12 protein-coding genes are annotated in these 14,176 nt (G+C 39.8%); all 12 read left to right on the top strand.

The window, feature by feature from the left end:
• The first annotated feature begins 4 nt into the window (after positions 1 to 4).
• Positions 5 to 1,744, top strand: coding sequence for an ABC transporter ATP-binding protein (locus AC0LWM_RS30915; RefSeq protein ID WP_474678893.1), 1,740 nt, complete (start codon positions 5 to 7; stop codon positions 1,742 to 1,744).
• Between the two features lie 28 nt (positions 1,745 to 1,772).
• On the top strand, positions 1,773 to 2,015 hold the full coding sequence (locus tag AC0LWM_RS30910; protein WP_474678892.1) for an acyl carrier protein: 243 nt from the start codon (positions 1,773 to 1,775) through the stop codon (positions 2,013 to 2,015).
• An 8-nt stretch (positions 2,016 to 2,023) separates the two neighbouring features.
• Positions 2,024 to 3,079, top strand: coding sequence for a serine hydrolase domain-containing protein (locus AC0LWM_RS30905; RefSeq protein ID WP_474678891.1), 1,056 nt, complete (start codon positions 2,024 to 2,026; stop codon positions 3,077 to 3,079).
• 35 nt (positions 3,080 to 3,114) lie between these two features.
• Positions 3,115 to 4,128 carry an LLM class flavin-dependent oxidoreductase gene (locus tag AC0LWM_RS30900; RefSeq protein WP_474678890.1) on the top strand — a complete coding sequence of 338 codons (1,014 nt, stop codon included), beginning with the start codon at positions 3,115 to 3,117 and terminating at the stop codon, positions 4,126 to 4,128.
• A 15-nt stretch (positions 4,129 to 4,143) separates the two neighbouring features.
• Positions 4,144 to 4,785 (top strand): spermine/spermidine synthase domain-containing protein, encoded by a 642-nt coding sequence (locus tag AC0LWM_RS30895; RefSeq protein WP_474678889.1) that lies wholly within the window; start codon positions 4,144 to 4,146, stop codon positions 4,783 to 4,785.
• A gap of 9 nt (positions 4,786 to 4,794) precedes the next feature.
• A complete protein-coding gene (locus tag AC0LWM_RS30890) occupies positions 4,795 to 5,898 on the top strand; it encodes a Gfo/Idh/MocA family protein (RefSeq protein ID WP_474678888.1) in 1,104 nt (367 codons plus the stop codon).
• Between the two features lie 278 nt (positions 5,899 to 6,176).
• Positions 6,177 to 6,899 (top strand): thioesterase II family protein, encoded by a 723-nt coding sequence (locus tag AC0LWM_RS30885; protein ID WP_474678897.1) that lies wholly within the window; start codon positions 6,177 to 6,179, stop codon positions 6,897 to 6,899.
• A 1,816-nt stretch (positions 6,900 to 8,715) separates the two neighbouring features.
• A complete protein-coding gene (locus AC0LWM_RS30880) occupies positions 8,716 to 9,741 on the top strand; it encodes a hypothetical protein (protein WP_474678887.1) in 1,026 nt (341 codons plus the stop codon).
• Between the two features lie 539 nt (positions 9,742 to 10,280).
• Entirely contained in the window at positions 10,281 to 11,345 is a 1,065-nt protein-coding gene (locus AC0LWM_RS30875; RefSeq protein ID WP_474678886.1) for a hypothetical protein, read from the top strand.
• A 1,431-nt stretch (positions 11,346 to 12,776) separates the two neighbouring features.
• A complete protein-coding gene (locus AC0LWM_RS30870; RefSeq protein ID WP_474678885.1) occupies positions 12,777 to 13,187 on the top strand; it encodes a hypothetical protein in 411 nt (136 codons plus the stop codon).
• A complete protein-coding gene (locus tag AC0LWM_RS30865; protein ID WP_474678898.1) occupies positions 13,180 to 13,374 on the top strand; it encodes a hypothetical protein in 195 nt (64 codons plus the stop codon). The genes AC0LWM_RS30870 and AC0LWM_RS30865 overlap by 8 nt, the downstream gene beginning before the upstream one ends.
• 158 nt (positions 13,375 to 13,532) lie before the next feature.
• Positions 13,533 to 14,015: a transposase gene (locus tag AC0LWM_RS30860; protein WP_474678884.1), complete on the top strand. Its 483-nt coding sequence runs from the start codon at positions 13,533 to 13,535 to the stop codon at positions 14,013 to 14,015.
• Positions 14,016 to 14,176 lie beyond the last annotated feature (161 nt).

The following is a 14,176-nucleotide window of genomic DNA, read 5'->3' as shown; positions in this document are numbered from 1 at the left end:
GACAATGAAAACAGCAAAAAGTCTATTGTTTCCGGAACTTGTAAGGGTTATGAGGCTGCTCGAAAAAAAATCGGCGATGTATTTGATCAGCCTGATTGTGACGTGTGTTGCCTTTACAAGTCTTCAGTTGATTGTGGCTTTCGCGAATAAAGTAGTGATCGATTCCATCGAAACGGATAATAAAACGCAATTATTTCACTCCGTTATCTTGGTCGTCTTCGCCGTCCTGATTACATGCGTTGTATTTCCCATCTTCAATTACCTTTATCACAGCACGATCAAACAAGTGATGACGGGCATTAGAATCAAGGCTTTCAGGCGCGTGATAAACTCTCCGAAATCGTACTATGATCAGAACCACAGTGGGGAGATTCAAACGAAGCTGTCCAACGATCTCAATATTATCGAAACAATCTATGGTCATAATATGGATTCGGTATTTACATCTTTCATATGGGGGATAAGCTCTCTTGTCTCCATGCTGCTGATAGACTGGAGGCTGTCTTTGCTCGCGGTGGCCGTTGGTGCGGTTTCGGCCTTCATCAATTTGAAATTTGCGAAACCTCTTCAGAACGAAAGCGAGAAGGTTCAGGATGCGTTAGGCGTTGCCACGAAGCATGTGGAGGATCTATTATCTGGCTTTCGAATCATCAGGCTGTTTAACTTGGGAGAGCTATTACTAAGCAAATATCAACAAGTAACCAAAAGATTATCGGGTCATCAATTGGACCGGATTAAAACCTATTCCAAAATGAACGGAATCAATTTCGTTCTAACGTCGGCGGGTTTGGTCGGAGTCTTTATTGTAGGCAGTTACATGGCGGTCAGAGGGATTATTGGTTTTGGAGACGTTCTTGCCATTATTACGCTGCAGGGAGGCGTGTCTTTTATGTTTATGAACATGGGCACGGTATTGTCGGAGATGCAGGAATCGTTAGTGGGCGCTCGTCGTGTGTTCGAGCTATTGGATGGCGAAACTGAGATACTGGGCGGCGGCAGCGTATCTCCTAAAACGGAACCAAGCGGAGCCATGCTATCCATTCAAGATTTGCAGTTTAGCTTTAATCAAGACAAAGTGATACGCGGTTTAAATATATCGGTCCCTGCTAATTCATACATAGCCATTGTTGGGTCGAGCGGCAGCGGAAAATCCACTTTGCTCAAACTGATATTAGGGTTTTATCCCTCGTATTCCGGAATGATTCAAATCGATGGTGTATCCCATAAGGAACTCTCTATCCGTGATCTGAGGAGCTTACTAGCCTATGTCCCCCAGAACCCGTCATTGTTCTATGGAACGATTATGGAGAATATTAAATTCGGCAACTTGAACGCTACTAAGGAGGAGGTTGTCGAGGCAGCAAAAAAAGCGAATGCTAACGACTTTATCTCGAAGCTTCCGGATGGATACGATACCGTAATTTCGGAAAACGGCACCTCCCTTTCTGGAGGACAACGGCAAAGGATCGCGATTGCAAGAGCGCTGATTCGGAATGCGCCGGTTCTTCTATTGGATGAACCGACCTCTGCGCTGGATCAGGAAAACGAGGAACTTATCCGGAAGGTGCTTGTCAACATTTGCCGGAATAAAACCGTGATACTAGTTACCCATCGGTTAAATCTTACAAAGGATGCTGACTACATTTATTGCATGCGCGACGGTCAGATGGCGGAGTCCGGAACCCATAGCGAACTGCTTAACCGAAACGGTCTATTCAAACAACTGTATGCCGCGGCGGTTTGAGGAGAAAACACATGAGGAGTGAAAGAGGATGGAAATCGAACAACAAGTCATTGAAGTAATTTCTGAGGTGCTAGAGAAGGACGCGGACAATTTTGATCTTTCCAGCCCTATAAACGAAATCGGAATAAATTCATTACAATTTATTCAAGTGGTCGTTGCCATTGAAGAACGGTTTGGCGTGGAATTCAACGATGAAGAGCTTAATCCAGAAGAATTTCATACCCTGGACGATCTCTTGAGTAACATAGCCAAAAAAGTTTCGATAAGATGAAACACGTTATGGAAAAGTTGGATCTGCTTATTTCCACGTATATGAAAAGGACGCCGGCCTTCGGAATGAATATCGCGGTACTTGAGGATAACGAGACGATATGGCAAAACAGTTACGGCTATAGGGATAAGCGGTTCGGTGAGTTCATGAAGGAAGAAAACTTGTTTCAAGTCGGCTCTATTTCTAAGTTTGTGACGGCCTGGGGGGTTGTATATTTGGCCGAAAAGAACAAGCTGAAATTAGAAGATCCGGTCGGAAAATACTTGACTAGATGGACAATTCCGGGTAGTGAGTACGATGTGAATAAAGTAACCATCATAGATATTCTCTGTCATGCCGCCGGTCTTTCCACCCGAGGCTATCTGGGGAACAGACAGGGAAAGGAGCTTCCTGATATTGTAACCTCCTTGAATGGATACGGCCCTTTTCACTATACGAAAGTAAAACTCGTTCAACCACCTGGAACATTTCGGTATTCAGGAGGCGGATATTCCGTTCTTCAGCTGTTGATTGAAGAGATTACAGGACGTCAGTTTGCCGAGTTCATGAAGGAATTCATACTGGAACCGTTAGGAATGACAAAAAGCTCTTTCGTTTATTCCGATTCCATGAAGTCCGACTTAGCCCTTCCTCACGGAATTTTCGGCCGCTCTATCCCGAATTATTTATACCCTGAGCAGGCTGCAGCCGGTTTATACTCCACGCTTGCCGATATGATCCAGTTTGTGAGGAACAATTTCTATGCTCTACCTAATTCCCGTACAGGACAACCTGTCTTATCGGATCGAATGATCGCGTTGATGCACAAAAAGGTATACCGTGCCATTCCCAATGGGCTCGGTTGCAAAGTAGTTCAGATGATGAACGCCAAGCTGATCATCAGCGGCGGAGTAAATCGGGGATGGCGATCACGCATCGTTTTTTTCCCGTTGAATAAACGGGGCATCGTTATCTTAGCGAACGGGGAACGTTCGGGCAAATTAATAGACAATACTGTGGAATGCTGGATATCCGGGGAGAATGGGGATATATCGGAAAAACAAAAACAGTTACTAAGATTATGAGATCTTGACAAAATGTATAGAAGGGATGCTTTAGCGTGCAATATGGCATTGTTTTGAATATGTTCCGTCCGATCGAATACCACGAATTACTTGACTACAATATGAAACAAGCGCGTTTAGCAGAAACGTATCATTTCGACACGCTGCTCGTATCCAAGATGCCGCTTGCTTTTGACCCGTGGATTTTGACTACTTATTTGGCATCGGCCACTGAAAAAATTAGGTTTCTCGTTGCGCAAAATACCGCACATGTCCTGCCTACTTATACCGCCAAGGGGGTGAATACCCTTAAAGCAATAATTGGAGACCGCATTGATATTAATATTGTGACAGGCAACTCAAAATCATATTTAAAAAACGATACGAGAGTCGAACCGCACGATATCCGATACCAGAAGACAAAGGAATTCGTCGAGGCCTTCCGGTTGTTGCGAACCGGAAAGTGTAGCTATCAAGGATCGTTCATCCAATTTGCCGATGCCGATATTTTCCCAAAGGAAGATCCGACCAGTCCCGCACAGATTTTTATAGCGGGCAGTTCAGAATCTGCTCTGAACATTGCTTCAGAATTAGGAGACGTTTATATTGTTTATCCCGATGAACCGGACAAATTGCGGCAGAAGTTCAATTCGGTTAAAGAGAAGGCGAGAATGTTGGGCCGTTCCGTAAAATGCGGTTTGATAATTAATGTTATTTCTAGGAGTTCCCGAACGGAGGCATGGGAACATGCAAATTCCCTCGTCTCGTCTGCCTCGCCTTTCCAGAAAAAGTTCGTTCAAATGTTTTATGCCACTTCGGATTCGACCGGTCTTGAAATAAATAAACAATTTAGGAAAAACAGCAACCATACGATAGGAGACACACTTTGGGGGGGGTACAGCCAAATCAGCATGACGGTGGGTTTATCCATTGTCGGAGATTATCAGGACGTTTTGGAAATGGTCAAAAAGTACATCGATTGCGGAGTGGAGTACTTCCTCTTCTCCAATGCTGACGATATATCGGAAATAGAGAGAATCGGAACCCATATTATTCCATATTTGAGGTGAAGAGAGGAGTATTATATGTTGGAGGTTATTGAACGACATCATTCCGCCACAGGTGAAATACAGTTGCAAAAAAGAAATGGGCATTACGAACTGATTTATAATGGTGTCTTTTTAATGTCGACAGAAAATGGTGACTCGGAGCGTCTACTTGTCCGCGCGGCCTTTGAGCGAAAAGGAAACAAGCAAAAAGTGTTGATAGGTGGTCTTGGGGTAGGGTACACCGTTGCGGAAACATTAATTGATCAAGAAGTGAAATCGGTTACGGTCGTCGAAATTGAGAAAATTATTATTAACTGGAATAAGGAATACATTTCACCAGTTACGGGCTACGAATTCAATGATCCTAGAATTAAAATCATTCAAGCCGACCTCGTACAATGGATTAGCGATACAAAGGAGCAGTTTGACATTATATGTTTGGATATTGATAACGGGCCAGACTGGGTTGTTAATGAAAAAAACAATAATTTATACAGTGACATCGGATTACAAAAACTACACCAACGATTAATGCCTGACGGATTGATTACTTTTTGGAGTGCCTCTGAATCGGACCTGTTCAAAGATCGTCTAATACACGAATTTGGACAAATGGAAAAGATATCCGTACCTAAGAAACGTGGAGAACCAGATATTATATACATCGTTAGAGGATGAGGGAATAATATGACAGATATACGCTTTGGTATAATAGGATGTGGCTGGTTGTCTAATAAAGTCTATATTCCAATTTTGAAAGAATTGGACAATGTTTCCGTTTCAACCTTGTTTGATTATGATTGGAACCGATGCGAAAAGACTGCTAGGCAATTCGGCATTTCCAATTACTTCGCAGATGAAGCTGAGTTTTTTCGAGACGACTTCGATGTCGCTATAATCATAACACCGAATTATTCGCACTTTGATTATGCAATGAAGGCATTAAAAAACGGAAAGCATGTCGTATGCGAGAAACCTACGGTCTTAACAACAAATGAATACGTACTCTTGAAGGAAGTTGCCAATGAAAGCAATCTACTCTTTATTCCCGCCTTTGTCAATCGATTTCGCGCTGATGTGGAAAGTATGATTGGGTTTGTAAAAGGGGGGGCCATCGGGGAGATATTTTCGATTAAAGCAGGCTGGTTAAGGAAAGACGGTTACCCTAACCTTGGAAGTTGGTTTACGAAAAAAGAGTTTTCCGGAGGCGGGGCATTAGTTGATCTAGGACCTCACTTGATTGATATCTGTGTATCGCTTTTTGAAAATATAGAATATGAACAGCTACATTGTACAACATGGTATGATGACCATAACGCGATTAACAAGTCCGCAAACAGCGCTATGTGGTATGGTTTACAATATGACCAGGAGCTTGAGGTCGATGTAGAATCAACATGTTTTGGGAGCGTCACTCTAGCCGACAACAAAAGTATCGAATTAAAAGTAAGCTGGAATGCACCGGTCGAACATGATATTACTTATTTTATTTTAGAGGGGAGTAAAGGAATATTAGAATTACATTCCCTGTTTGGATTTAGCACTAATCGTATAACTGATTTTAATAAATTAAAGATGGAGCTATACTCCGGTCAGGAGAAGGAATACACCTTTACTGATATTCAAAATGAACAGATGAAAAGTTTTCAACGATTGTGCATTTTTTTAGTGAAGTGTATAAATGAAAATAAGTTGCCGGAAACTATAACAAGATGTGGGCAATTTACGGTGTCATTAATAGAACAACTCTACCAAAATGAAGTCATTTCGTATGATACCTTGAGTATATGAAACAAAGCGCATTCGCCTATCCATCACCCATGTCCGAATCTGATATCTTCGGGCATGGGGCAATAGGGAACAGCCAACAGGTAAGATGAGCCGCGCAAACGCCAGGCAGCAGACTTTATAATAGGTCGTTGCTACACGAGGAGAAAGGATTTCCCCGAATGAACCATTACGTTTTAGAAAAGTAGAGAGCTGTTGGTAGAAGCTCCAGTGGAATTCCATTCCACGAGAAACTGGGAATCAGTTCGGAATAACTTACGAAATATATGATATGAGGAGAAATAGTTATCAAAAAGCTCTTTTGTTTTCCACACGCTGGTGGATCAACTACGGTATATAACAAATGGGTAAAATACGTAAAGGGAATTCAGATTTGTCCGGTTGAACTTCCGGGACGCGGTCAAAGATCTAATGAATTATCCTTAGGAAATTTGAAAGATTTGGTTAACGATGCTTATCAACAAATAAGTAAGGTACAATTATGGACGTCGAAAGATCCCTATTATCTTTTTGGGCATAGTATGGGCGGGTTGATAGTTTATGAACTGACTAGAAGGCTTGTAAGGGAAGAAATTCAATTGCCAAGCTGTATCTTTATATCCGGTTGCAATGCTCCTCATATAATAAGATCAAAAAGCAAAGTGATTCATTTACTATCAAATGAAAACTTAATTAATGAAGTTCTTGCTATTGGAGGAACGCCGAGGTACGTATTTGAAAATCGCATATTAAGTGAATATCTACTACCAATTATTAGGGCGGATTTTAGGGTTGTTGAAACATATCAATACTTAGATTCGGAAGATAAACTTGATATACCAGTTTGTCTTTTGCTGGGTAAAAATGATCCCTTTGTGGAAGGAAGCGTTGAAGATTGGTCCCAAATTCTAAGCACTGAACCTGTTGTAAAGTATTTTGAAGGTGAGCATTTTTTTATTCATAGGGAATCAGAAGAAGCTGTAGTTGCTTTTATTCAAGAATATTGTATGAACAAAAATACATAGTCTAGTTAAAAATCGTTGGACATTGGTTTTCGCAGGTTATCGAATAACCAAGACGATAATACATTCTTCTTAAGTGGCAGCATTGGCAAAGCACCGATTCTCGTTCAACTGGAAGCTTGTTTTTTGCTATGCGATGAAGGAGGACTGAATTGGTCGCATTACAACAACTGTTCGAATTTGATCCACGAAGTCGCCGCGAAAGCCGAATTAGTAATTTGGAAGTTATCCGCATGAGAAAGAAAAAAGGTGTCATCTTAGCTGATCCATAAAAAACGTTGGATTCTAGTAAGATGATTGGGACTTCACGAACCTAGATTATCAAAAGTAGAAGATGAGGATCGTACTCCTAATGTGTATGGGGCAGCATAACTGAAACTGAGAGTCCCCACACGATACTGTATAGACTATGTATCACAAAAGTGCTGGTGTAGCAAGCAATGGGCATAAAAATACATGAGATCTAGATTTTACGCTTTGTTGCCTCAATTGAGGGAAGCGAGTTCAATTGATCATTTGCTAATACAACCACACCCAGGGAGTTTAATAAGAGAAAATTAGCAAAGAAAAGGCTATCCTGCACAAGGAACAGACTTCTTTAAAACATGTCTTTACAGGTAGAGCGGTGAACTTTATCATGTATCAAATCACGGAGCATTTATTCCAGTTGCCATAATCAAAAAAGAAATGTCGCAAGTAAGAAGTGGATTTGATTAGGAAAGAATATACCCACTACCACACATGGAGTGCATTAATCGCCTACCATCACACATTTCCGAAAACCGTTCAAGGCAAACCATGAGGTGCTACCGAATTCCAAGTTAGATTTTGTTATTTATTATTTCAATAAGGCTATTCTTTTTTCGAGGTATTAATAACATATTACCCCCCGTTTCCAGGCATATCGGTTCGCAAAGTCCTACATCAACTTTGAAAATGACATGGCGTTAAAGGCCTACGACATTGGATTCGAGGATCATACGAAAATCATTATTATAGAGGGCGAACAAATTTGCATGGACATCAAAGGAATGGTTTTCAGTAAAATTATGTTGATTTAGCGGCAGGGGATTCACCTAAGGGGAAGATTATTTAAGTTGCTTCTTTAACTCATCAATATCACTTTACACCGAGATTAACAGCCTAATGGCTTTATTTACTGGAACTATAAATTTAAAAAAAGGACCAGATATTTACCCCTAGTGGAAACGCAAGGAAACTGGCTAGAATAACAAAATCAAGCTTTTTACTATACAAACAAATTGATTGAGGTTTTAAAAATGCGCATAAAATGAAAATGCTATTAAAAATACTTGTTTTATACTATAATGGAAAATAGATATAGAAGTAGATTGATGACTTTGTTATTGGCAAGATAAATATAAGTTCGGAGCTCTAGCACAGTTTGAAAGTCATGGCATCATGGATGCAACGAGTCCATACAAAAAACTGTTTTATACTTAATAGTTATTGATTTGCTTAAATGTATTACACAGGTTTGATGGTACGATGATGTGGTGTATGGGGTTAGTTTCTAAAAATGCAAGTTTAGTGTGAAGTAAGGAATATACATAGTAATTAGCAAGTTACTTGGTGAGTAATTCGTTTTTTATACAATAGCCTAACATTAAATCTCCCCATTTGCAAATATTAGGAACAAATCACTTTCGTGGAATTTAATGAAACATTAGTGTCAATTTGAAGCCCATCTATCTATAGAAGCTCTGTTTGAATGGTGTCCTAAGATCGAGCGTTCTTTTGTCACAAATTTGATTTAAAAAAAGGCATGTATTCGTACAAATAATCGAGGAGTAGTATTATGGGTACAAAACGACTTCCTATTGCGTTTCCACCAGTCTTCGGCTATTTAGGTCAAGCTTATCCACTTGCCATCATGGCACAGTCTGATCATTATTTACCTTGGTTTTATACTAACTACATTCATCTATATTATGGGAGTAATTCACCTGATGCTAGAATCCAAAAATCTATATTAAATTTCTACAACTATGCATATAAAGGGTATGATGGCCCAATAAATAGTCCATGGGTTAATGCTGCTGGAATTGATGGCAGAATTTTTGGAGGATATAAAGGTGGGCCAATTAAGTTTATAACTGACTGTATAAACAATGGACAATATGTTGAATTAAATGTGGATGAGTATTATATCCCTAATACTTCTGCATATGGTGAAAATAGATTCAAGCATCAATTCATGGTATTTGGATATAGTATGGGTGAGCAAACAATTTACGGTCTTGGTTTTGATAAAAAAGGTAAATTTACCGAATTGCCTGTTAAATTTAACGATTTGGAAAAATCTCTGAGGGGTTATAAAGATAGTGGAGATGAGCTGGCCCTATGTAACTTGTGGACATACAATGAAAATGCAAGTTTTCGTTTTGACGTTAGTTTTGTAAAAAAATCATTGAGAGAGTATTTGGAATCAAAAAATCTCGATGAAAGGATAAGTATGTATATAAATCCAAGAAAAAGGGTTTATGGTATGGCGATTTATGAGCAACTTTTATTTTTTTTGGAAGGTTGGATAACGGGTCGTACATCATATGATATTAGGCCAATTCATATTATGTTGGAACATAAAAAATGTATGTATTCGAGAGTAAAATATATGATGCAACACAAATACCTCTACAATAAATTTGATTGTATCAAAAAATTTGAATCAATAGTAAAAAAAGCCCAAACAGGAAAAAACATGGTTCTAAAGTATAAACTGACCAACGATAGTGAACTTGTAAAAAGACTAATTGAGATTTATCGTCAGATGCAACTTGAAGAATACGATGCAATTCAAATTGTTGTAGACTCAATAAACTGAGTAAACTCTGCTTTAAACATTTCCACGGCACATGGATTTGTTATCGTCCAAATTGGACGTTAGGTCTGGTTGACCAAGGAACTTGTATTAGAGGCGTTTGACAAAGCCTGTAGGGGCCATATGCCTAGGCTTGGTCTTGTTCACCATTCGGACCGTGGTTGCAATATGCTTCAACAGAATAGCGAGCGTTTAATGAGTTATGAGTTAAATGGAAGAGCATGAGTCGCAAGGGGAACTGTTACGATAATGCCTGCGCCGAATCCTTTCAAAGCGTGATCAAGAATGAGCTACAACTTCATTCGTATTCAAACTTCCATCGGTTACTTAACCCCGCATTATGCGAAAAAGGTACTAGAAAGAAATATATTGCCTTAAGCAAATTCTCTAACGTACTGGTACATGCGCACGGAGAACCAGTGTGAAATCAATGAAATAACTCATTCCCTACAAAAGTCTTGAATGATTGGGTAGTTGTTGAATGTTTGTCTGTTGTTCAACGAGTAAGTCAAACAAAAAACATTCATAATGGAGAGAAATGGATGAAAAAAGTTATATTACCTATAGTAGATCCTATTATTAATTGTCTCCAGTATAGGGCATATCCTATTTCTATAATGGAACAACATAGTGGATTTAAATCATGGTTTTTTAGTGACCACATTCAATTATATTCTGAATGGGAGAATTCAGGCAAAAATCAATTTAAAATAGATTTTTGCTCATATATTTTTTATGGAAATCCAATGAATTCTATTTTGGTTGTGAAACCAATTCCGAGAGATATTCTATCCACTTTTTCAACTGAAATATGTGAGTTTATTATCAAATCGATTGACTTAGGCTACTATTTATATTTTCATCTAGATGAATATTATTTGAAGGATAAAAAGGCATATCAGAAAGAGCATAATAGTCATGACATATTAATTCATGGTTACGATTTAGAAAAAAGAGTATTAAATATATCTGGGTATGATAAAGAAATGAAATATGTACGCTCTGAAGCACATTTTCATGAAATTGAGCAAGGTTATAGCAATGTCATTTTCCCTCATTGGCAAACAGATTTTCGTTTTCATGATATATTTTTATTAAAATTACAGGAAGATAAGAAATCGAACTTTAATATTAATTTGAATATCAACCAGATGAGATCTTACATAGAAGACTATATATTTAGCAGAAACTCATTGGGAAATGATGGTGATATTCAAATAAATAAATTGAAATTTGGTATAGATATTTATAAAGACTTCAGAGAATACATAGAATTTATTGCTGCAGACAAAGTACAATGTGATATAAGACCATTTCATATGCATTATGAACATAAAAATGTTATGTTAAAAAGGATGGAATATTTGATTGAAATAGGTATAATTGGCGATCGTTATGATATTGTTAATATGTACAAAGATATTTTGGAAAACGCATTAACTATAAAAAACATGGCAATAAAATACAATATTTCAAAAGATAAAAATATATTATTGCGTATTAGTGATTTGTTACACAGAATTCATCACGAAGAAAGAGATATATTGTCTTGTTTATTGGATAGCTTAAGCTTACCTATACAATTTCACATCACAAAAAATAGTTAAACTATTGAGGGGAAGTATTCGGAGCTGACGAATCTGTGAATTTGATGTAAACTCTCAAACCAATAATATGATTTATAAGAAGAAGGTCGGGTGAGAGGATGGACGACATACAATCAACGACAGAGCTGTTACTGAGATGCTCCAGTCCAAGTTAGATGCTGAACTCGATATAGAGCGAGGGTATGAAAAGCACGATATCAGGCGCAAAGAGACCAGTAACAGCTGAAACAGACCAAAAGACCGTGAAGAGTGAATACGGAAAAGTCAGATACAGGGTACTTGCGATCGTCATGGCGAGTTGAACCCGTCATTGTCAAGACGTATCAGTCGAATAATGGGTATTGATGATCAGGTTATGGCCATGTGTGCCATGGGTCTCTCAGCCCACGGGACATTCAGGTTCCCTGTATCGGTAATATGACATCAACGTGTCATCAATGATCTCGAACGTTGTTCCGCTCACCAAGCGGCTGCAAGGCGTTTATGCTGGCGTGTTCCTTGACGCCATCCACTTCAAAGTGAAGCAGGATGGTGCCGTTGTGAACAAGGCAGCCTATATGTTCACCAGTATTTGGATGGAATCAAAGGCTTACTGGGCATGTGGAATGGCGAGAACGAGTCTGCGAAGTTCTGGCTAACTCCTGAACGACTTGAATAACCTTGGTGTGCAGGACATCCTTGTTGCGTCATCGACTAGACAATGGCTGTGAAAATAACAAAAACACCGAGATCAGTGAAGAATCCCGAAGAGCTGTCTGAGACACTATTACTGGATGGGACCCAACCGAAGTTGCGATTTGGTATTACAATCCAGATATTTCGAACAATAATTCTACTATGCACAATCCCATGGTATCGAATTACTTGTTTTCAAAAAATGCAACTTTAAATTGAGAGTGGAGTAGCGTGCCGCGGCAGCTGCTTCTCTTTTTTTGATCTAAAATCAGAGTAATAATTTAGATTTATCAGATGGGTTAAAAAATCAAAGACGAAATTGGATTGGCCCCTTATTATTAATGCCAATAGAAATATTAGACAGATGCTGTGGACCTGAAGAGCACTTGGAATTCATTCGCATCACTGGGAGGCACATGTCGACTCGTTTGTTAAGTTAATTCAAGAAGGCTGGGATTATCCTCCGTTGATTGTAGAACATGACAATGGTACGTTGACTGTTAGAGATGGAAGCCACAGACATGAAATGAGAAGAGCAGGCGCGTAAAAGAGTGTTGGGCGGTTATATGGGATAGTGAAAGCCCTGATGATTTAGTAGGTTTTCGAAAGTAAATTGGTCATCACGTTACGACGAGTACAATAGCGCAATAAACTACAATACGAGGTTGCCGCGGAATTGATATGCTCCCCTTGAAATAATAAAAACCTGCTGCTTCGAGGGGGGCATTTTCATGTGGAAATGGTGAACTTGGCCTTATGGCCGTTTCGTATAAATATGGGATATCCAAAACAACCTTGGAAAAATGGCGACGCCGGTATGAAGTCTATGGCTTTGAAGGATTAGAGCTAATAACGAACAACCGTAGCTATTCCGCAGAACTTAAGCTACAGGCTGTGTTGGATTACCTCCAAGGGGAATTGTCCCAATACTACATCATTGATAAATACAAGATTGCGAGTAGCACAGTTATCGAATTGGGTAAGAAGTATAATAGTCATAGCAGCTTAAAGGCCTACAAAGGGGGAGCAAAAGCTATGACGAAAGGACGTTCTACAACTTGGCAGGAACGGATGGAGATTGTTCAATATTGTCTGACACATAACCAGGACTACAGGAAGACAGCGGAGAAGCATCAGGTCCTTACCAACAGGTATACCAGTGGGTGAAGAAATACCAAGACGGGGGGCAGATGCGCTCCAAGATGGCCGGGGACGTAAAAAGGTCGAAGAAGAGTTAAGCGACGAAGACCACCAAAAGCTTGCCATGAAGAAGATGGAGGCAGAAATTGAAGGTCTACGGGCAGAAAATGCGTTCCTAAAAAAGTTAGAGGAACTCGAAAGGAGGCGACGCTAAGCCAAGTACGTCTGAAGCACATCTACCTCGCCATTCAAGCTGTAGGGCAAGACAGACAATTCAACATCAAGACGCTGTGGGAAATCGCAGAGATACCACGGTCAAGTTATTACAAATGGCTGAACCGAAAGCCAAGCGCACGTGAACTGGAAAACCGTATGCTCACAAAAGCGATGATCTCACTCCATGAGAAGGTAAGCGGCATCTATGGGTACCGTCGATTAACGCTTCACTTATGCAAAGAAAGGCAGCAGCAGATTAACCACAAGCGCATCCAGCGCCTCATGCAGCTTCAGGACATTCAGTCCGTGACCGTCGCAGAAAACGAAAGAAATATACAGCTTCAACGCCTCAACACCGTGGCACTGCTAAACCGCATATTCGCTGCGACAAAGCCAAACGAGAAATGGGTAACCTATGTAACGGAATTCAAATATGGTCAAGGTCGAAAGGCGTATTTAAGAGCCATCTTAGACCTCCACGACAATACCATTGTGTCCTACGTTTTCGGGCACTCCAATAACAACAGCCTCGTATTTCAAACCGTCAAAAAGGCGATGAAGGCAGCACCAAGGAGCAGACCCATGCTGCATAGTGACCGAGGTTTTCAATACTCATCGCTAAAATCAAGAAGATCCTGAAGAAGGGCAAGATCGTGCAAAGCATGTCTCGCGTAGGGAGATGCATCGATAACGGTCCCATGGAGTCGTTCTGGGGAACCCCAAAATGCGAAAAGTGTTATTTGAATACGTACCGTACTTTTGAGGAGCTTGAACGGGACATTGATATGCTCCCCATACGT

This window comes from Paenibacillus sp. sgz302148 (assembly GCF_056120465.1).
The sequence above is the reverse complement of the archived record's forward strand: the minus strand, read 5'-3'. Positions and strand labels throughout refer to the sequence as shown.